Genomic DNA, 19,174 nt, shown 5'->3' with positions numbered 1-19,174 from the left:
AAAGAGGATAAAGCAAGTTGAAAAAGAAACTTTTTAGAGGGCTGGCAGCCGCCCTGTGTGCTGCCATGATGGCAGGGAGCGCGGCGCTTCCGGCATATGCGGCGGGTCCGTCACGGGAGTCGGTTCCCTATGCGGATTCCTATGCCTCCTATCAGTGGGCTTTTTTAAATACAGGTGAACTGCGTCTGGTGCCGAGCCATACGGCGGCGGTGGATGCGGCGATTGGGGCGATTACCGGCAGTCCGGCGCTCTCAGCAGATGGAACAGTCCGTTCTCTGGAAGAAATCGATATGAATATTGTCCCGGCATGGAAGAAATATGACGCGAAAAGTGGAAAACGTCAGGTGATTGTGGCGCTGATTGATACAGGGGTTGACATAACTCACCCGGAGCTTAGCGGTTCGATCTGGACGAATACGGGGGAAATTCCGGGCGATGGCATTGACAATGACGGAAATGGTTATATCGATGACGTTTACGGCTGGAATTTCTATGATAATAATGCCCAGGTATTTACCGGGACGGATGACAATCATGGTACCCACTCGGCGGGCACGATCGCGGCGGCGAGAAATGGAGTCGGAACGGTTGGAATCTGCGATCCGGCGTATGTGAAGATCATGGTGATCAAGACGCTTGGAACATCGTCCGGTGTCGGAACCGTCAGCAACGTGGTTAAGGCGATCCGGTATGCGCAGGCGAATGGCGCGTCGATCTGCAATCTGAGCTTTGGCACGATGAAATATAGCGAGGAGCTGTATCAGGCGATCAAGGATTCGGGGATGCTGTTTATTGTAGCGGCTGGAAACGGCGACGCCTCCGGCAATGGCTACAGCATCGATGAGCAGCCGATGTACCCGGCAAGCTTTGAACTGGACAATATCATTTCCGTGGCAAACCTGCGCTTTGACGGTCAGCTCGACCGTGCGTCCAATTACGGGGTGAGAAGCGTGGATCTGGCAGCGCCGGGCAATTATATCCTGAGCACGATCACGGGCAATGACTATGCCTACATGAGCGGCACATCGATGGCGGCGCCGATGGTGACCGGAACGGCGGCAATGCTGTACTCCTGCGATGCGTCCCTGTCGCTTATGGATGTGAGAAACCGTATTCTGCAGTCGGCGCGGCCGCTTGAGAGTCTGTCCGGCAAGGTGGCAACCGGAGGTATGCTGGATGCCGGGGCGGCAATGCCGTAGATGGGAAAAATGAAAAGAAAGATTGTTAAAAAAATATTGAAATTCTCGTTTGTATGTGATACTATGACCGGGTGAGATAATTACTCCGCAGATTCACATGTTTATATGTATGAAGACGGAGTAATTACCATGATTTCTTCGGGGCAGGGCGAAATTCCCTACCGGCGGTATAGTCCGCGAACCGCGATGGCGGCCGATTCGGTGAGATTCCGAAACCGACAGTATAGTCTGGATGAGAGAAGAGGCAGGAGTCAGAGAGTGTACCGCTTGAGCGTAAGCAGGCTGGTGTACATCGGCTAAGTTGCGATTTATTATCCCAGGTCCCGAACAACCTGGGGTTTTTTTAGTTTTACAAATGCAGCTAGTCCGGCACTTGATTCATACTCCTCCTTCGGAGAAATGAGTTTTAAAACCGAAAGGAGATTTAAGATGAAGACAGGAAAATGGAGTATTCAAAAATTGATTTATACGGCGATGCTGGCAGCGGTTGCTGGCGTGCTGATGTCATTGGAATTTTCGGTTCCGATGATGCCGCCGTTTTATAAGGTGGATTTCAGTGATGTACCGTCTGTGATTGCCGTGTTTCTGATGGGACCGGTATCCGGTATCTGTGTAGAAGTCATCAAGCTGTTAATCAAGCTGATTACTGTCGGAACTAACACGATGTACGTCGGTGAGCTGGCCAACCTGATTGCGGCGTTCCTGTTCGTATGGCCGCTGTGGTTCCTCTATCAGAAGCTGGGCGCTAACCGTAAGGCAGCTGTAGAAGCACTTCTGCTCAGTATCGTGATCCGCACCGCGTGTGCATGCTTTATCAATGCGAACATTACGCTTCCGTTATATGCGAAAGCGATGAGCCTGCCGCTGGATGAAGTGATCCGCATGGTAGCGTCGGTCAACCCGGCGATCAAAGACCTGAATGGATTTATCATCCTGGCGACGATCCCATTCAATGTATTGAAAGTGGGACTCAACTATATCGTTGGACAGCTTTTGTTTGTACGCCTGCGTGCGGCGAAGATTGTGCCGAAAGCAGTATAAAATGAAATAAGAGGAATGGTTTGACGGATTTGGCTGTTTGCTGTGAAACGGCAGAACCATTTCATAGAAAGGATTGTCGGGAAACCGCTGGGAAAGCTGCCTGGGGGAAGAATCCCGGACAATCCTTTTTTGTTTGATGGAACGTGCAAAGACATATCTGTTTTTATAAGAGGAGGAGATACTATGATACGTAACTATAGAGATTTGACAAGATGGGAAATGGAGCAGGTGGACCGTGAGAACACGATTGTCCTGATTCCGCTCGGGGCGCTGGAACAGCACGGCAATCAGGCACCACTGGGAACGGATGATATTATCGCGGAGGCGATGAGTCAGGAGATCAAAAAGGCACTGGAGGCAGAGGGGGAAGAAGACTTCCCGATGCTGCTGTTTCCGGTGATTCCGGTGGGCTTAAGTACAGAGCATAAGAATTTCTGCGGTTCGGTCACAGTCCGGCCGGACACTTACTATCATCTCTTATATGATATATGCGTCAGCCTGGCGCATCACGGTTTTAAGAAGCTGGCTTTTTTGGTATGCCATGGTGGGAATGCGCCGATTGCGCAGGTTTTAAGCCGGGAACTTCGGAGTGAGCTGGGGATTGCACCGTTTATCCTTTCATCGGGGGCATTTGGTCATCCGGATGTAAAAGCAACGATTTCAAAGGGGAATATCTGGGATTTCCACGGTGGAGAGATGGAGACATCGATGGTAATGGCGGTCGATGAGAGTCTTGTGAAGCTGGAACTTTCGGAAGCGGGAGAGCCGACGGCGTTTGAGAAGACCCGCGCCCTGAAGCCATACGGTCCGGTTTCGATCGGCTGGGTGTCGGAGGACTGGAAAACAAAAGACGGATCGCCGATTGGAATTGGAGGAGATCCGTCTGGTGCAAGCGCCGAGAAGGGGCGAATTATATTAGAGACGAGTGCGCGGGAACTGGTCCCGGGGCTGTTAGATATCCGGGATTGGAATGAATAGGAATCAAACTTAAAAATGGGGTGTCTATGTCATCCGAATACCAGTGTTATTTACCAGATTCCCAGCGTCCGGATGCACCGCATGGTAATACCAGTCCGGTGCGGGTAACCGGAAGTCCCAGCTCGTCCGATTTCACTGTGCCGCCGTGGGTGGAGGCAACTTCGGTTGAGAGCATATAGGTCAGGACGGACGGCGCCAGCCCGGTGGTGTAGGAGTTGATGAGGAAGAAGAGCGGGTTGTCCGATAACAGTTTCGTACAGAGCTGCACGAACGGGTAAATCGAAGTTTCGATCTTCCAGATCTCGCCTTTCGGTCCGCGGCCGTAGGACGGCGGGTCCATGATGATTCCGTCGTAATGGTTGCCGCGGCGGATCTCACGCTCAACAAATTTCACACAGTCATCGACGATCCAGCGGATGGGTGCATTTTCCAGCCCGGAGGAACGGGAGTTTTCCTTCGCCCAGGCTACCATGCCCTTGGAGGCGTCCACATGGGTCACGCTGGCGCCGGCTGCGGCTGCCGCCAGGGTAGCGCCGCCTGTGTAGGCAAAGAGGTTTAAAACCTTGATTGGGCGTCCGGCATTGCGGATGCGGTCACCGAACCAGTCCCAGTTTGCCGCCTGCTCCGGGAAGAGACCTGTGTGCTTGAAGCTGAACGGTTTTAAGTTAAAGGTCAGTTCTTTGTAATGGATCGACCACTGCTCCGGCAGGTCGAAAAATTCCCATTCGCCGCCGCCCTTGGAGCTTCTGTGGTAGTGTCCGTTCATCTTTTTCCAGCCGCGGTGTGTCTTGGGGGTGTTCCAGATAACCTGCGGGTCCGGGCGAACCAGAAGATAGTCGCCCCACCGCTCCAGTTTCTCTCCTTCGGAGCAGTCAATCACTTCATAATCGTTCCATCCATCTGCAATCCACATAAAATTTTATCCTTTCAAAAAAATGAGGCGCAAACCCCGGAAAAGGGTATCTGCCGCCTTTATAATCGGTGTTATCCATAAGCCATTTCCATCCAAATGGCATAAATGGTTACTGTTCCCGGGTAGGCACTTTTGGAACCGAAAGTGCCGTAAGAAAACGTGGTGACAGCAGGAATTTGCCGTATTTAAATGCGAAGCCACGGCAAATTCCGTTACTGGGCACGATGCGCGCACAGTAACCATAAACGCAGTCTGTCTGACCGGAAAAACGGTTCAGTTGAAATGCATACCTAATTATATCGGTCATTGATTGGCGTGTCAAACCTTTTGAACGGCTTCCTGCCAAAAAAAAGTAAATAAATTGAAAGATAAATCTCCTTGAAGATTCCTACATCTCCTGTTAAAATGTATATTAGGTAAAAGATAGATTGCACGTATCTGGAACAAAACAAGGCGTTATAAGCATCTGATGCAGTCTCCACACGACGGGAAGTGTGCGAATGCGCAGCAGGTGGGAGAATAGACGTTATCAATCGTGAACTGGGAGGGCTTGTATATGAAGAAACAGAAACTGGCAGTCTGCGTCCTTTCCGCAGCGCTGATGATAGGGGCGGCGACCCTGACATCTTACGCGGCAGAAGGCTGGCAGCAGTCTGGAAACAGCTGGATATATGTGGACAACAATGGCAACAAGGTGACGAATACCTGGAAGAAGGGAGCAGACAATCTCTGGCGCTATCTCGATTCCCAGGGCAACATCGCGTCGAACTGCTGGGTGGACGACGAATACTTTGTCGAGAGTACCGGCATCATGGCGACTGACAAGTGGCTGAAACTGCCGAAGCGCAATCCGGCATGGAACGAGACTTCCGCTACGACGGTCTGGTACTATTTCTCCACCAGCGGAAAGATGGTATCCGACGGCTGGTCCAAGATCGGAGGCAAGTACTATTACTTCGACGGTGATGGAGCGATGCAGACGGGCTGGGTGGATGATGACACCTACTACACGAATGCAGATGGTGTCATGCAGATCGGCTGGGCATATTTGGAAGATCCGGATGATACCAAAAAGGACGATGATGAAGTGAAACCCGGCGACGACGATGAGGATCATCATTGGTACTACTTTCAGAGTTCAGGAAAGAAATATGTGCCTTCTTTAGGCGGTGCCAAATATAAACAGTATAAGATTGACGGAACCTACTACTGCTTCGACGAAAACGGAGCGATGCAGACCGGCTGGGTCGATATGGGAAATTCCTCTGGATTTGCAAATTACCGTTATTATCAGAGCAACGGTCAGGTACAGACTGGCTGGCTCTCCACGACTCCGCCGGAGGAGGATGATTACAATCTGGATCTCGGCAGCGATGTACAGTGGTATTATTTTTCAAGCAACGGCGAGCCGAAGGTGGGTCCGAAGATTTCTGACGCTTCGACGAGCAACCTGGTCCGCATCAACAATATTACCTACTTATTTAATGAGAAGGGCAACCCGGTCTATGGTCTGAGACGTCTGGAGGTAGGAACGAGCGGTCAGTATGCCTGCTATTTCTTCGGCGCGGACAAGGCGACCAGCTCAGTTGTAAAAGGCAAGGGAAATGTAGTAGAGGGCGACGGAACGACCGGACAGTTCTATTTCACTGACAGCGGCAACAAGGCTGGACGCGGCTACTCAGGTGTGGAGGATGGATTCCTGTACTACATGGGTAAGCTTCAGAAGGCAGACAGCGGTACCAAGTATGAAGTCATTGAAGTCAATGACAAAAACTATCTGGTAACGACGAGCGGCAAGGTAGTGAAATCCAGCACCGTGAAGGATGCGAACGGCACAAAGTTTAAGACAAGCTCTGCGGGTGTTGTCACAGAGGTGGACGGCACAAGCGACGATGGCAGCGACGAGGCTAGAACCCCGGTGGAACCGACGTATTGGGAGGATTAATTAAAAAAGCTGGGAGTCTTCTCGACTGAGATAAAATTTCTGCATGGAAATATATTCTTGTGGATAAACAGGAGTTTCTTCTATATAAAAGGTGCAATTACCCACCGGAAGAAGAAACTCCTGTTTTTTCTTGAAAAATATAGATTTTTTCTTTAAAAAACACTTGCATTTCCCAGAAAGCTGTGTTATTATAACGAAGCTGTGGCATGATAGCGATGAAACGAGAGGTTGCTGCTTATGATAAGCAGGTTATTCCGCGGAGCGAATGTCAAGTTAGGAAACTGGCGACAAGTCACTGTACAAGAATAGAGTATCCTGAAGACAAATGACGGATTTGGTGTGTGGACTGCGAGGACACACACGGGTATGTGTACAGTCACCGCTTGTCGTGCTTAATAGTACGAAAAGGAGGCGACTTTTTTTATGGCAAGTCAAGTAATGAGAATCACACTGAAAGCTTATGATCATCAGCTGGTAGATACATCCGCTGCAAAAATCATTGAGACTGTAAAGAAAAACGGATCAAAGGTGAGTGGACCGGTGCCGCTGCCAACTAAGAAAGAGGTAGTAACCATTCTGCGAGCAGTTCATAAGTACAAAGATTCCAGAGAGCAGTTCGAGCAGAGAACTCATAAGAGACTCATCGATATCATTGCTCCGAGCCAGAAGACAGTTGATGCACTGCAGAGACTGGAAATGCCGGCTGGCGTGTCCATCAACGTAAAGATGAAAAACAAATAATTAAGAATCCTATACTAGTTTAGATAGAGACATCTGGACAGTTCTAGGATGAACGCGGGAGTTTGACGAACGCGTTCCGCTGTAGAAAAACAGGAGGTCAGATTAATGAAGAAAGCGATTTTAGCTACCAAAGTCGGAATGACTCAAATCTTCAACGAAGACGGAGTTTTAACTCCAGTAACCGTTCTTCAGGCTGGACCGTGTGTTGTTACACAGGTTAAGACAGAAGAGAACGATGGCTACAAAGCAGTACAGGTTGGTTTTGTAGACAAGAGAGAAAAACTTGTGACAAAGCCGGTTAAGGGTCATTTTGACAAAGCAGGCGTTGCTTACAAGAGATATGTAAGAGAGTTCCGCTTAGAGAATGCTGAAGAGTATTCTGTAAAAGACGAAATCAAGGCAGACATCTTCGCAGCAGGCGATAAAATTGATGCAACTGCTATTTCCAAAGGTAAAGGTTTCCAGGGTGCCATCAAGAGACACGGCCAGCACAGAGGACCGATGGCTCACGGTTCCAAGTTCCATCGTCATCAGGGTTCCAACGGTTCTGCAACCACACCGGGACGCGTATTTAAGGGCAAAGGAATGCCGGGTCACATGGGCAGCGTAAAAGTAACTGTTCAGAACCTGGAGGTTGTTAAGGTTGATACTGAGAACAACTTACTCCTTGTTAAAGGCTCTGTACCGGGACCGAAGAAATCCTTAGTAACAATCAAAGAGACAGTAAAGGTCGCTAGATAAGGCTTTTACGGGAAAGGAGGAACATACAGATGGCAAACGTATCTGTTTTCAATTTAGAAGGCAACGAAGTTGGCACATTAGAACTGAATGATGCTGTATTCGGTGTAGAAGTAAATGAACATCTGGTTCACATGGCAGTTGTAGCACAGCTTGCTAACAAACGTCAGGGAACTCAGAAAGCAAAAACCCGTTCCGAAGTTTCCGGCGGTGGTAAGAAACCGTGGAGACAGAAAGGTACCGGACATGCAAGACAGGGTTCAACAAGAGCTCCGCAGTGGACGGGCGGCGGCGTAGTATTCGCTCCGACACCACGTGATTACACAATCCGTTTAAATAAGAAAGAGAAGAGAGCTGCTCTTAAATCTGCTCTGACAAGCCGTGTAAACGAGAACAAGTTCATCGTAGTTGAGGCTATGAACTTCGACGAGATCAAGACAAAGAAATTTGTTGAGGTTATGAACAACCTGAAAGTAAACAAAGCTTTAGTTGTTCTGGATGAGGCTTGTGACAAGGCTGTATTATCCGCTAGAAACGTGGCAGACGTTAAGACTGCTTCCGTAAGCACCATCAACGTTTACGATATCCTGAAATACAACACAGTAGTAGCAACCAAGGCTGCTGTAGCTTCTATCGAGGAGGTATATGCATAATGGCAAACGTACAGTACTATGACGTAATCCTCAAACCGGTTGTAACTGAGAAGAGTATGAATGCTATGACAGACAAGAAATACACCTTCCTGGTACACACCGAGGCAAACAAAACTATGATCAAAGAAGCCGTTGAGAAGATGTTCCCGGGCACCAAAGTTAAGAGTGTCAACACCATGAACATGGACGGCAAGACAAAGAGAAGAGGCATGACATTCGGTAAGACAGCTGCAACAAAGAAAGCTATCGTTCAGCTGACCGAGGACAGCAAAGAGATCGAGATCTTCGCTGGTTTATAATTCATCCTCAATAGACAATTATACGACGAACACTATGTCGTGAAAAACATGAAGAAACGCCAGGAGGCGTTGAACGAAAGGAGTCAAAGTCATGGGAATTAAATCTTACAGCCCATATACACCTTCCAGAAGACATATGACCGGCTCTGATTTCTCTGAGATTACAAAATCCACACCGGAGAAATCCTTAGTAGTTTCTTTAAAGAAGAACGCAGGTCGTAACAACCAGGGTAAAATCACCGTTCGTCACAGAGGCGGCGGTTCCAGAAGAAAATATAGAATCATCGACTTCAAGAGAAATGCAAAAGACGGTATCGCAGCAACCGTACTTGGTATCGAGTACGATCCGAACCGTACAGCAAACATCGCTCTGATCTGCTACGCAGACGGCGAGAAAGCTTATATCCTTGCTCCGGCTGGTTTACAGGTTGGACAGAAGGTTATGAGCGGTGCAGAGGCTGAGGCAAAAGTTGGTAACTGCTTACCGCTTTCTGAAATCCCGGTTGGTGCACAGATTCACAACATCGAGCTTCTTCCGGGCAAGGGTGGTCAGCTGGTTCGTTCCGCTGGTAACTCTGCTCAGTTAATGGCTAAAGAAGGCAAATATGCAACCCTTAGATTACCGTCCGGAGAGATGAGAATGGTTCCGATCAGCTGCCGCGCTACTATCGGTGTAGTTGGCAACGGCGACCACAACCTGATCAATATCGGTAAGGCTGGTAGAAAACGTCACATGGGTATTCGTCCGACTGTCCGCGGTTCTGTTATGAACCCGAATGACCATCCGCATGGTGGTGGTGAGGGCAAGACCAGTATCGGTCGTCCAGGTCCTTGCACACCTTGGGGCAAACCGGCACTCGGCCTGAAGACCAGAAAGAAAAACAAACAGTCTAATAAGTTAATCGTAAGAAGAAGAAACGGTAAACAGTAATAGGAGGTATACTAATGGGTCGTTCATTAAAAAAAGGACCATTTGCAGATGCTCATCTTTTAAAGAAAGTAGATGAGATGAACGCAGCAGGACAGAAACAGGTTATCAAAACCTGGTCCCGCCGTTCCACAATCTTCCCGCAGATGGTTGGACATACAATCGCAGTTCACGATGGTAGAAAACATGTTCCGGTATACGTGACAGAGGACATGGTTGGACATAAACTCGGTGAGTTCGTAGCCACTAGAACTTACAGAGGCCACGGAAAAGACGAGAAGAAAGCAGGACGTAAGTAAGTTACGCTTGAAAGGAGGTTTCACCAATGGCTAAAGGACATAGATCCCAGATTAAAAGAGAAAGAAATGCTAATAAGGATACGAGACCGTCGGCTAAGCTGTCTTACGCCAGAGTATCCGTTCAGAAAGCATGCTTCGTATTAGATGCCATCAGAGGCAAAGATGTGAAGACAGCGCTTGGTATTGTAACATACAATCCTAGATATGCTTCTACTTTAATTAAAAAATTACTCGAGTCTGCTGTTGCTAACGCAGAGAACAACAACCAGATGAATCCGGAGAACCTGTACGTTGCAGAATGCTTCGCTAACAAGGGACCGACAATGAAGAGAGTAAAACCGAGAGCACAGGGCCGCGCTTACAGAATCGAAAAGAGAATGAGCCACATCACAATCGTGCTTGATGAGAAATAAGAGGAGGCAATTATGGGACAGAAAGTTAATCCGCACGGCTTAAGAGTCGGTGTTATTAAAGACTGGGATTCCAGATGGTATGCGGAAGCTGATTTTGCAGATAACCTGGTAGAGGATCACAAAATCAGAACCTTCCTTAAGAAGAAATTATACAGCGCCGGTGTTTCCAAAATCGAAATCGAGCGCGCTTCTGATAAAGTAAAAATCATTCTTTACACTGCTAAACCGGGCGTTGTTATCGGTAAGGGCGGCGCAGAGATCGAGAAGACAAAAGCTCAGGTTCAGAAATTAACTGACAAGAAAGTTTTTGTAGACATCAAAGAAGTTAAGAGACCAGACAGAGACGCTCAGCTCGTTGCAGAGAACATCGCTCAGCAGCTTGAGAACCGTATTTCCTTCCGTCGTGCGATGAAGTCCGCTATGGGCAGAACCATGAAGGCTGGAGCTAAGGGTATCAAGGCTTCCGTATCCGGACGTCTTGGCGGTGCTGATATGGCTCGTACAGAGTTCTACAGCGAGGGCACTATCCCGCTTCAGACATTAAGAGCAGATATTGACTACGGTTTCGCTGAGGCAAACACAACATACGGCAAGACCGGTGTTAAGGTTTGGATCTACAAAGGCGAGGTACTTCCTGCGAAAGGAAATAAGGAAGGGAGCGATAAATAATGTTAATGCCGAAAAGAGTAAAGCGTCGTAAACAGTTCCGTGGTACCATGGCCGGCAAGGCGCTTAGAGGAAATGTAATCAACTACGGTGAGTACGGTTTAGTCGCTACAGAACCGTGCTGGATCAAATCCAACCAGATCGAGGCAGCCCGTGTTGCCATGACCCGTTACATCAAACGTGGTGGTAAAGTTTGGATTAAGATTTTCCCGGATAAACCAGTAACTGCTAAACCGGCTGAGACTCGTATGGGTTCCGGTAAAGGCGCACTTGAGTACTGGGTAGCAGTAGTAAAACCAGGCCGCGTAATGTTCGAGATCGCGGGTGTACCAGAGGAGACAGCGAGAGAAGCGCTTCGTCTTGCTATGCACAAACTTCCGTGCAAGTGCAAGATTGCTTCTAAAGCAGATTTAGAAGGCGGTGATAACAGTGAAAATTAATAAGTATGTAGAAGATTTAAAAGCTAAGACATCTGCAGAATTAAACAAAGAATTAGTAGCTGCTAAGAAGGAACTCTTCAACTTAAGATTCCAGAACGCTACCAACCAGCTGGATAATACAAGCAGAATTAAAGAAGTTCGCAGAAACATCGCTCGTATTCAGACTGTTATTACAGAGAAAGCGAACTAATTATCATAGATTCCTAAAATAGGAAAGGAGATATCTACCGTGGAAAGAAATCTTAGAAAAACACGTACCGGTAAGGTAGTAAGCAACAAGATGGACAAAACAATCGTAGTTGCTATCGAAAACCACGTAAAACATCCTTTAATCGGTAAGATTGTTAAGAGAACTTATAAATTAAAAGCACACGACGAGAACAACGAGTGCGGTATCGGTGATACTGTAAAGGTAATGGAAACAAGACCGTTATCCAAGGATAAGAGATGGAGACTCGTCGAAATTATCGAGAAAGCGAGATAATTTCTAAATCAGAAAGGAGTATTGGGCATGATTCAGCAGGAGACCAGATTAAAGGTTGCCGACAATACCGGTGCGAAAGAATTACTCTGTATCCGCGTTATGGGCGGCTCTACTAGAAGATATGCAAATATTGGCGATGTAATCGTTGCCAGCGTTAAAGATGCAACACCAGGCGGTGTTGTAAAGAAAGGCGATGTAGTGAAGGCCGTTGTTGTACGTACCGTTAAGGGCGCACGCCGTAAAGATGGTTCCTACATCAAATTTGATGAGAACGCAGCCGTTATCATCAAAGACGACAAGAACCCGAGAGGAACCCGTATTTTTGGGCCGGTTGCCAGAGAGCTTCGTGAGAAACAGTTTATGAAGATTGTTTCCCTGGCTCCGGAAGTACTGTAGGAGGTGTCAGCTGTGCATAAAATTAAAAAAGGCGACCTGGTAAAGGTTATCACAGGTAAAGACAAAGACAAAACCGGAAAAGTTCTTTCCGTTAATGTAAAGAAGAATACAGTCCTGGTTGAGGGATGCAACATGGTAACAAAGCATACCAAACCGTCTGCAGCTAATCAGCAGGGCGGCATCATCCATCAGGAAGGCGCGCTTGACATTTCCAACGTTATGCTGGTAGTGGATGGCAAGGCTACGAGAGTTGGCTTCAAAGTAGAAGACGGCAAGAAAGTCCGCGTTGCTAAGGCAACCGGTAAAGTAATTGACTAATACAGAGAGGAGGAACGTTAAAATTGGCTAGATTAAAAGAAATGTATCAGAGCGAAATCGTAGACGCTATGATCAAAAAATTCGGATATAAAAATATCATGGAAGTGCCGAAGCTGGACAAGATTGTTATCAACATGGGCGTTGGCGAGGCAAAAGAAAATGCTAAAGTTCTGGACTCTGCTGTAAGAGATATGGAAATCATCACTGGCCAGAAGGCAGTTCTTACAAAAGCGAAAAAATCAGTCGCTAACTTCAAACTTAGAGAGGGTATGGCTATCGGCTGTAAAGTTACCTTGCGTGGCGAGAAGATGTATGAGTTCGCTGATCGTCTGATCAACCTGGCTCTTCCGCGAGTAAGAGACTTCCGCGGTGTAAATCCGAACGCATTTGACGGCAGAGGCAACTACGCTCTGGGTATCAAAGAGCAGCTTATCTTCCCGGAGATCGAGTACGATAAAGTAGATAAGGTAAGAGGTATGGATATCATCTTCGTTACCACTGCTAAGACCGACGAAGAAGCACGTGAGCTGTTAACTCAGTTCAACATGCCATTTGCTAAATAATAGGAGGATTTATCATGGCTAAAACTTCAATGAAGATTAAACAGCAGCGTCCGGCAAAATTCTCCACCAGAGAATATAACCGCTGCAGAATCTGCGGTCGTCCGCATGCATATTTAAGAAAATACGGCATCTGCAGAGTTTGCTTCCGTGAATTAGCTTACAAGGGCGAAATTCCGGGCGTAAAGAAAGCAAGCTGGTAGGCATTGAGCACTTGATGAGGTAGTTTCGAATCTAGTGCGAAAGCCCGTCCCGAGACTTAGTGAGTCAGAGTCGAAGACGATAGACGAGCTTAGTCGAGTGGACGATGCCTATATTATAGAGGACACATCCTAGTGTTCCCAAAACCCACCGAAACCCACTTACAGTAAGTGGTAGTCAAATTATAAGGAGGCACACTCAAAATGACAATGAGCGATCCGATTGCAGATATGCTTACAAGAATCCGTAATGCTAACACTGCAAAACATGATACAGTAGATGTTCCGTCTTCCAAGATGAAATTAGCAATCGCTGACATCCTGGTAAAGGAAGGTTTCATCAAGAAATATGACGTTGTTGAGGACGGCAATTTCAAGACTATCCGTATTACCTTAAAGTATGGTAAAGACAAAAACGAGAAAATCATCTCCGGCATCAAGAGAATATCCAAACCGGGTCTGCGTATCTACGCAAACAAGGAAGATATGCCGAAGGTACTGGGCGGTTTAGGTGTAGCTATCATCTCCACCAACCAGGGCGTTATCACTGACAAGCAGGCAAGAGAACTCGGCGTAGGCGGAGAAGTTCTTGCATTTGTTTGGTAGGCATTGAGCACTTTACGAGGTCTTTTCGAGTTTAGTGCGAAAGCCCGTCCCGAGCCTTAGTGAGTCAGAGTCGAAGACGATAGACGAACTTAGTCGAGTGGACGAAACATTATAGATACAACTGAAAACAGAGAAGCCGCTCAGGCTTCTCCGAAAATCTAAGTAGGAGGTAAAAGGCATGTCACGTATCGGAAGAATGCCAGTTGCGATTCCGGCGGGCGTAACCGTAACAATCGCAGAGAACAATTTAGTGACTGTAAAAGGTCCGAAGGGAACTCTTGAGAGAGAACTCCCGGTTGAGATGAACATCAAAGAAGAGGATGGTCATATCGTAGTTACCAGACCGAACGACTTAAAGAAAATGAAATCTTTACACGGTCTGACAAGAACCTTAATTAACAACATGATTCATGGTGTAACAGAAGGCTATGAGAAAGTCCTGGAAGTTAACGGTGTTGGTTACAGAGCAGCGAAGCAGGGCAAGAAACTGGTTCTCAGCCTTGGTTACTCCCATCCGGTAGAGATGGAAGATCCGGAAGGCATTGAGACTGTTCTGGAAGGACAGAACAAGATCACTGTTAAAGGTATCAGCAAAGAAAAAGTTGGCCAGTATGCAGCTGAGATTCGGGATAAGAGAAGACCTGAGCCGTACAAGGGCAAAGGTATTAAGTATGCCGATGAGGTTATCAGACGTAAAGTTGGTAAGACTGGTAAGAAATAATTAAGGAGAGTGTGAAGATGGTTAGCAAACAGTCAAGAAGCGAAATTCGCGTTAAAAAACACGTTAGATTACGCAACCGTTTTTCTGGCACAGCCGAGAGACCGCGTTTAGCAGTGTTTAGAAGTAATAATCATATGTATGCTCAGATCATTGATGATACAGTTGGAAAAACTTTAGTAGCAGCTTCCACTGCCGAGAAGGAAGTTAAAGCTGAACTGGAGAAGACGAACGATGTTGCAGCAGCAGCTCACGTTGGAACTGTAATCGCTAAGAGAGCGCTTGAAAAAGGTATTAAAGAAGTTGTCTTCGATAGAGGCGGATTTATTTACCACGGAAAAGTTCAGGCATTAGCAGATGCAGCCCGCGAGGCTGGTCTGGAATTCTAGTAGGAAGGAGAACATACACATGAAACGTACAAAAATTGATGCCAACCAGTTCGAGTTAGAGGATACTGTAGTGGCAATCAAACGTGTATCCAAGACCGTTAAGGGCGGACGTACAATGCGTTTTTCCGCTTTAGTAGTAGTTGGAGATAAAAACGGCCACGTTGGTGCTGGTATGGGAAAAGCTGCTGAGGTTCCGGAAGCAATCCGCAAGGGCAAAGAGGCAGCTGCCAGAAACCTGATGGAGGTTCCGTTCGATGAGAACAATAGCATCCCGCACGATTTCCTCGGCAAATTCGGAAGCGCTAACGTACTTCTGAAGAAGGCTCCGGAAGGTACCGGTATTATCGCTGGTGGTCCGGCTCGTGCCGTACTGGATCTGGCTGGTTACAAGAACATCCGTACAAAATCCCTTGGTTCCAACAACAAGGCAAACGTAGTTCTTGCTACCCTGGCAGGCTTAGGTTCTTTAAAGACTCCGGAAGAGGTTGCAAAACTTCGCGGTAAGTCTGTAGAAGAAATTCTGAACTAATAGGAGGAGATAAAAATGGCAGAGAAATTAAAAATCACATTGGTTAAGTCTCCTATTGGCGCTATCCCGAAGCAGAAAGCAACGGTTGCAGCTCTTGGTTTAAACAAGACTGGCAAGACAGTTGAGCAGCCGGACAACGCCGCTATCAGAGGCATGATCCAGAATGTTAGACATTTAGTTAAAGTAGAGGAAATCTAAGATATTTGCAAGGAGGTGCAGTCATGGATTTATCCAATTTAAAGCCGGCGGTAGGCTCTAAGCACAGCGACAGCTTCAGAAGAGGTCGTGGTCACGCATCAGGCAACGGTAAGACTGCTGGTAAGGGACATAAGGGACAGAAAGCTCGTTCCGGCGCTCCGAGACCAGGATTTGAAGGCGGTCAGATGCCGTTATATAGACGTCTCCCGAAGAGAGGCTTCACAAACAGAAATTCTAAGACCATCGTTGGTATCAACGTAAGCGCTCTTGAGAGATTCGAGAACGACACAGTTGTTACGGTTGAAACATTAATCGAAGCAGGCATCGTAAAGAACCCGCGTGACGGCGTTAAGATCCTCGGCAATGGCGAGCTGACCAAAAAGCTGAACGTAAAGGTTGATGCGGTAAGTGAAGGCGCGAAAGCTAAGATCGAGGCCGTTGGCGGAACCTGCGAGGTGATCTAATATGTTAAAAACGCTCCAGAATGCATTTAAGATAAAAGAGGTCAGAGAAAAACTCCTCTATACGTTCTTTATGCTGGTTGTGACCCGTATCGGATCGCAGCTGCCGATTCCCGGAGTTAATACAACATTTTTCCAGGAACTGTTTACAAGACAGTCCAATGATGCGTTTGGTTTCTTCAATACGATTACCGGCGGTTCGTTCACGAACATGTCGGTATTCGCATTGAGTATTACCCCGTACATCACTTCTTCCATTATCATGCAGCTTCTGACAATTGCAATTCCGAAATTAGAGGAAATGCAGCAGGAGGGCGAGGACGGAAGAAAGAAGATTGCGGAATATACGCGTTACCTTACGGTTGCACTGGCGCTGATGCAGTCCGTCGCTATGGCGATCGGTTTCGGCGGCAAGGGACTTTTAGTTGAGTTTACTGCCCTGAATGTGATTGTCGCTATTGTGACAATGACAGCCGGAAGTGCCATGCTGATGTGGATCGGTGAGCGAATCACCGAGAACGGCGTCGGAAACGGTATTTCTATCGTGCTTCTGTTCAATATCATTTCAACCATGCCAAGCGATATGATTACGCTCTATGAGCGTTTCCTGCAGGGCAAGATCGTGGCGGTTGCAGTTGTAACAGCCGTGATTATCGTAGCGGTTATCGTAGCGATGGTTGTATTTGTTATCATTTTACAGGATGCAGAGCGGAGAATTCCGGTTCAGTATTCTAAAAAGATGCAGGGACGTAAGATGGTTGGCGGTCAGTCCACAAGCATCCCGTTAAAAGTAAATACAGCAGGTGTTATTCCTGTTATCTTTGCTTCATCCCTGATGTCTTTCCCGGTGGTAATTGCTGGATTTTTCCAGGTTAATTATGACACCATCGGAGGAAAGATTCTTCTGGCTCTGAATTCCAGCTCCTGGTTTAATCCAGAGCGTCCGGCTTATTCAGTTGGTTTAATTGTCTACATCGCGTTGATTATTGTGTTTGCGTATTTCTACACATCCATTACATTCAACCCGCTTGAAGTAGCAAACAACATGAAGAAATCTGGCGGCTTCATCCCGGGCATTCGTCCAGGAAAGCCAACATCCGATTACCTGGATGGAATTCTGGAGTATATTATACTGATTGGTGCCTGCGGACTGATCATTGTCTGCCTGGTTCCGATCATTGTCTCTGGACTGTTCTCAGTGAGCCGTCTCTCCTTCGGAGGTACTTCTCTTATCATTATCGTAGGTGTAGTACTTGAGACAATCAAAGCAGTCGAATCACAGATGCTGGTTCGCAACTATAAAGGATTCTTAAACGACTAAGACAACTCGCTTTCTGGGCGGGAGCTTGCTTACTTTACGGCTGGAGGTGGCCGGAGACAGCTCCTGCCTGGAGGCGATTCTGTTGTATATAGGGAGATTGTAACCATTATGAAGATTGTTATGTTAGGAGCACCGGGAGCCGGAAAAGGAACACAGGCTCAGAGAATTGCAGAAAAATACGGCATTCCGCACATTTCTACCGGAGATATTTTCCGTTCCAATATCAAGGCAGGCACAGAGCTTGGTAAAAAAGCAAAATCGTTCATCGATCAGGGGCTTTTAGTACCGGACGAGGTAACGATCGGCATGCTTCTTGACCGGATCCATGAGGCTGACTGCAAGAACGGCTATATTCTGGATGGATTCCCAAGAACGATCCCGCAGGCTGAGAGTCTGACAGAGGCGCTGGCAGCAAACGGCGAGGCGATTGATTTCGCGCTCAACGTAGATGTGCCGGATGCAAACATCGTAAACCGCATGGCAGGACGCCGTGCGTGCTTAAAGTGCGGCGCTACCTACCACATCCAGTTCGCAGCACCGAAAAAAGAAGGAATCTGCGACAAGTGCGGTTCTGAGCTGGTGCTTCGTGATGATGACAAGCCGGAGACTGTACAGAAACGTCTGGAAATATACCATGACCAGACACACCCGCTGATCGAGTACTATGAGAAGAAGGGCGTTCTTCATACGGTAGACGGTACACAGACCATGGAAGACGTATTCAAGAACATTACGGATATTTTGGGAGCTTAAAACATGGCAGTGACGATAAAATCTCCCAGGGAGATTGAACTGATGCGTGAGGCGGGAAGAATTCTCGCCAAAACGCATGAGGAACTGGCGAAGAATCTTCGGCCGGGTATGTCCACCTGGGATATTGATCATATGGGAGAGGAAATCATCCGGAGTTACGGCTGCATTCCCTCGTTCAAAAATTACAACGGCTATCCCGCATCGATCTGCGTCTCTGTCAATGATGAGGTTGTACATGGAATCCCGCACAAGGAACATTTTCTCGATGAGGGAGACATCGTCAGTCTGGATGCAGGAGTGATCTACAAAGGATACCACTCAGACGCAGCCCGGACTTACGGCATCGGAGAGATCGACGATGATGCCAAAAAACTGATTGAAGTTACCAGACAGAGCTTCTTTGAGGGAATTAAATTTGCCAAAGCTGGCAATCATCTCAATGACATCTCTGCAGCGATCCAGAAATATGCCGAAAGTTTCGGTTTTGGTGTTGTCAGGGATCTGGTTGGTCATGGAATCGGTTCCCATCTGCATGAGGATCCGGAGATTCCGAATTTTGCAAGAAAAAGAAAAGGAATTCTCTTACAGCCCGGCATGACGCTCGCGATCGAGCCGATGATTACCGAGGGCAGCTACGAAGTAGTCTGGCTCGATGATGACTGGACCGTCATGACGGAAGATGGCGGCTGGGCTGCTCATTATGAAAATACGATTCTTATTACAGAGGGCGAACCTGAGATCCTTTCCTTATAAAGAAGAAGTAAGCTGGGGAAGTTTTTACGAAGACCTAAGCAGGCTTTCCGATTACAGTATGTACGCATCTTGAGGCAGATGTCCGAGCCGATCAATAAGGCGGGCAATGGCAAAAATTCTTTGTCGAAGACAAATCTGCATGAATTTTTGCCCTGTTTGCAAGCTAAGTGAGCAAATAGGCAAGCGAACAAACTGTAATCTGAGAAGCCTGCGGCGGGAGCGGAAACACCTGTCT

Annotated in this window: 29 protein-coding genes and 1 riboswitch; of the genes, 28 read left to right on the top strand and 1 reads right to left on the bottom strand. The window is 47.4% G+C overall.

Features of this window, described 5'->3' with window-relative positions:
• Positions 1-17 precede the first annotated feature (17 nt).
• The 3 genes from PG862_RS01540 (at position 18) to PG862_RS01530 (ending at position 3,218) form a co-directional block, all read left to right on the top strand.
• Entirely contained in the window at positions 18-1,199 is a 1,182-nt protein-coding gene (locus PG862_RS01540; protein ID WP_270706242.1) for a S8 family peptidase, read from the top strand.
• 130 nt (positions 1,200-1,329) lie between these two features.
• Positions 1,330-1,447, top strand: a riboswitch (FMN riboswitch).
• Positions 1,448-1,628: 181 nt separating this feature from the next.
• Positions 1,629-2,240, top strand: coding sequence for an ECF transporter S component (locus PG862_RS01535; protein ID WP_022360580.1), 612 nt, complete (start codon positions 1,629-1,631; stop codon positions 2,238-2,240).
• A gap of 183 nt (positions 2,241-2,423) precedes the next feature.
• Positions 2,424-3,218, top strand: coding sequence for a creatininase family protein (locus PG862_RS01530; RefSeq protein WP_107000797.1), 795 nt, complete (start codon positions 2,424-2,426; stop codon positions 3,216-3,218).
• Between the two features lie 46 nt (positions 3,219-3,264).
• Here PG862_RS01530 and PG862_RS01525 read toward each other — a convergent pair whose 3' ends face one another.
• Positions 3,265-4,131, bottom strand: coding sequence for a class I SAM-dependent methyltransferase (locus tag PG862_RS01525; RefSeq protein ID WP_117796499.1), 867 nt, complete (start codon positions 4,129-4,131; stop codon positions 3,265-3,267).
• Between the two features lie 556 nt (positions 4,132-4,687).
• On the opposite strand from PG862_RS01525, the gene PG862_RS01520 reads away from it, so the two are divergent.
• The 25 genes from PG862_RS01520 (at position 4,688) to map (ending at position 18,939) form a co-directional block, all read left to right on the top strand.
• The gene (locus PG862_RS01520) at positions 4,688-6,076 is read left to right on the top strand and encodes an N-acetylmuramoyl-L-alanine amidase family protein (protein ID WP_118481969.1); all 1,389 of its coding nucleotides are present in this window, start codon (positions 4,688-4,690) and stop codon (positions 6,074-6,076) included.
• 423 nt (positions 6,077-6,499) lie between these two features.
• Positions 6,500-6,817 (top strand): 30S ribosomal protein S10, encoded by a 318-nt coding sequence (gene rpsJ / locus PG862_RS01515; protein ID WP_022360576.1) that lies wholly within the window; start codon positions 6,500-6,502, stop codon positions 6,815-6,817.
• Between the two features lie 105 nt (positions 6,818-6,922).
• A complete protein-coding gene (gene rplC / locus PG862_RS01510) occupies positions 6,923-7,558 on the top strand; it encodes a 50S ribosomal protein L3 (RefSeq protein ID WP_022360575.1) in 636 nt (211 codons plus the stop codon).
• A gap of 29 nt (positions 7,559-7,587) precedes the next feature.
• On the top strand, positions 7,588-8,208 hold the full coding sequence (gene rplD / locus PG862_RS01505) for a 50S ribosomal protein L4 (protein WP_022360574.1): 621 nt from the start codon (positions 7,588-7,590) through the stop codon (positions 8,206-8,208).
• On the top strand, positions 8,208-8,507 hold the full coding sequence (rplW, locus tag PG862_RS01500; RefSeq protein ID WP_022360573.1) for a 50S ribosomal protein L23: 300 nt from the start codon (positions 8,208-8,210) through the stop codon (positions 8,505-8,507). The genes rplD and rplW overlap by 1 nt, the downstream gene beginning before the upstream one ends.
• A gap of 91 nt (positions 8,508-8,598) precedes the next feature.
• Positions 8,599-9,438 carry a 50S ribosomal protein L2 gene (rplB, locus tag PG862_RS01495; protein ID WP_022360572.1) on the top strand — a complete coding sequence of 280 codons (840 nt, stop codon included), beginning with the start codon at positions 8,599-8,601 and terminating at the stop codon, positions 9,436-9,438.
• A 14-nt stretch (positions 9,439-9,452) separates the two neighbouring features.
• Positions 9,453-9,734, top strand: a complete 282-nt coding sequence (rpsS, locus tag PG862_RS01490) for a 30S ribosomal protein S19 (protein WP_022360571.1) — start codon at positions 9,453-9,455, stop codon at positions 9,732-9,734.
• A gap of 26 nt (positions 9,735-9,760) precedes the next feature.
• Positions 9,761-10,147: a 50S ribosomal protein L22 gene (rplV, locus tag PG862_RS01485; RefSeq protein ID WP_022360570.1), complete on the top strand. Its 387-nt coding sequence runs from the start codon at positions 9,761-9,763 to the stop codon at positions 10,145-10,147.
• A 12-nt stretch (positions 10,148-10,159) separates the two neighbouring features.
• Positions 10,160-10,816, top strand: coding sequence for a 30S ribosomal protein S3 (gene rpsC / locus PG862_RS01480; RefSeq protein ID WP_022360569.1), 657 nt, complete (start codon positions 10,160-10,162; stop codon positions 10,814-10,816).
• On the top strand, positions 10,816-11,253 hold the full coding sequence (gene rplP, locus PG862_RS01475) for a 50S ribosomal protein L16 (protein WP_022360568.1): 438 nt from the start codon (positions 10,816-10,818) through the stop codon (positions 11,251-11,253). The genes rpsC and rplP overlap by 1 nt, the downstream gene beginning before the upstream one ends.
• Entirely contained in the window at positions 11,243-11,443 is a 201-nt protein-coding gene (gene rpmC / locus PG862_RS01470; protein ID WP_270706241.1) for a 50S ribosomal protein L29, read from the top strand. Before rplP ends, rpmC begins: the two co-directional genes overlap by 11 nt.
• Before the next feature lie 39 nt (positions 11,444-11,482).
• On the top strand, positions 11,483-11,737 hold the full coding sequence (rpsQ, locus tag PG862_RS01465; RefSeq protein WP_107000794.1) for a 30S ribosomal protein S17: 255 nt from the start codon (positions 11,483-11,485) through the stop codon (positions 11,735-11,737).
• Positions 11,738-11,764: 27 nt separating this feature from the next.
• Positions 11,765-12,133: a 50S ribosomal protein L14 gene (rplN, locus tag PG862_RS01460; RefSeq protein WP_022360565.1), complete on the top strand. Its 369-nt coding sequence runs from the start codon at positions 11,765-11,767 to the stop codon at positions 12,131-12,133.
• A gap of 12 nt (positions 12,134-12,145) precedes the next feature.
• Positions 12,146-12,451: a 50S ribosomal protein L24 gene (gene rplX, locus PG862_RS01455; RefSeq protein WP_022360564.1), complete on the top strand. Its 306-nt coding sequence runs from the start codon at positions 12,146-12,148 to the stop codon at positions 12,449-12,451.
• Between the two features lie 23 nt (positions 12,452-12,474).
• The gene (rplE, locus tag PG862_RS01450; protein ID WP_022360563.1) at positions 12,475-13,014 is read left to right on the top strand and encodes a 50S ribosomal protein L5; all 540 of its coding nucleotides are present in this window, start codon (positions 12,475-12,477) and stop codon (positions 13,012-13,014) included.
• Positions 13,015-13,028: 14 nt separating this feature from the next.
• Entirely contained in the window at positions 13,029-13,214 is a 186-nt protein-coding gene (locus PG862_RS01445; protein WP_022345134.1) for a type Z 30S ribosomal protein S14, read from the top strand.
• 201 nt (positions 13,215-13,415) lie between these two features.
• Positions 13,416-13,817 (top strand): 30S ribosomal protein S8, encoded by a 402-nt coding sequence (gene rpsH, locus PG862_RS01440; protein ID WP_022360562.1) that lies wholly within the window; start codon positions 13,416-13,418, stop codon positions 13,815-13,817.
• Positions 13,818-13,995: 178 nt separating this feature from the next.
• Positions 13,996-14,538 (top strand): 50S ribosomal protein L6, encoded by a 543-nt coding sequence (gene rplF / locus PG862_RS01435; protein ID WP_022360561.1) that lies wholly within the window; start codon positions 13,996-13,998, stop codon positions 14,536-14,538.
• 17 nt (positions 14,539-14,555) lie between these two features.
• The gene (gene rplR, locus PG862_RS01430; protein ID WP_022360560.1) at positions 14,556-14,924 is read left to right on the top strand and encodes a 50S ribosomal protein L18; all 369 of its coding nucleotides are present in this window, start codon (positions 14,556-14,558) and stop codon (positions 14,922-14,924) included.
• Positions 14,925-14,943: 19 nt separating this feature from the next.
• Positions 14,944-15,453, top strand: a complete 510-nt coding sequence (gene rpsE / locus PG862_RS01425) for a 30S ribosomal protein S5 (protein WP_022360559.1) — start codon at positions 14,944-14,946, stop codon at positions 15,451-15,453.
• Between the two features lie 15 nt (positions 15,454-15,468).
• Complete coding sequence (gene rpmD, locus PG862_RS01420) at positions 15,469-15,651, top strand: 50S ribosomal protein L30 (RefSeq protein ID WP_022360558.1); 183 nt, start codon at positions 15,469-15,471, stop codon at positions 15,649-15,651.
• A 23-nt stretch (positions 15,652-15,674) separates the two neighbouring features.
• The gene (gene rplO / locus PG862_RS01415; protein WP_022360557.1) at positions 15,675-16,115 is read left to right on the top strand and encodes a 50S ribosomal protein L15; all 441 of its coding nucleotides are present in this window, start codon (positions 15,675-15,677) and stop codon (positions 16,113-16,115) included.
• A gap of 1 nt (position 16,116) precedes the next feature.
• Positions 16,117-17,433, top strand: a complete 1,317-nt coding sequence (gene secY, locus PG862_RS01410) for a preprotein translocase subunit SecY (RefSeq protein ID WP_107000793.1) — start codon at positions 16,117-16,119, stop codon at positions 17,431-17,433.
• 108 nt (positions 17,434-17,541) lie between these two features.
• Positions 17,542-18,186 (top strand): adenylate kinase, encoded by a 645-nt coding sequence (locus tag PG862_RS01405; RefSeq protein ID WP_022360555.1) that lies wholly within the window; start codon positions 17,542-17,544, stop codon positions 18,184-18,186.
• A 3-nt stretch (positions 18,187-18,189) separates the two neighbouring features.
• Complete coding sequence (gene map / locus PG862_RS01400) at positions 18,190-18,939, top strand: type I methionyl aminopeptidase (protein WP_117796496.1); 750 nt, start codon at positions 18,190-18,192, stop codon at positions 18,937-18,939.
• Positions 18,940-19,174 lie beyond the last annotated feature (235 nt).

The organism is Clostridium fessum, from assembly GCF_027698965.1.
Taxonomy (GTDB): Bacteria; Bacillota; Clostridia; order Lachnospirales; family Lachnospiraceae; genus Otoolea; species Otoolea fessa.
The sequence above is the reverse complement of the archived record's forward strand: the minus strand, read 5'-3'. Positions and strand labels throughout refer to the sequence as shown.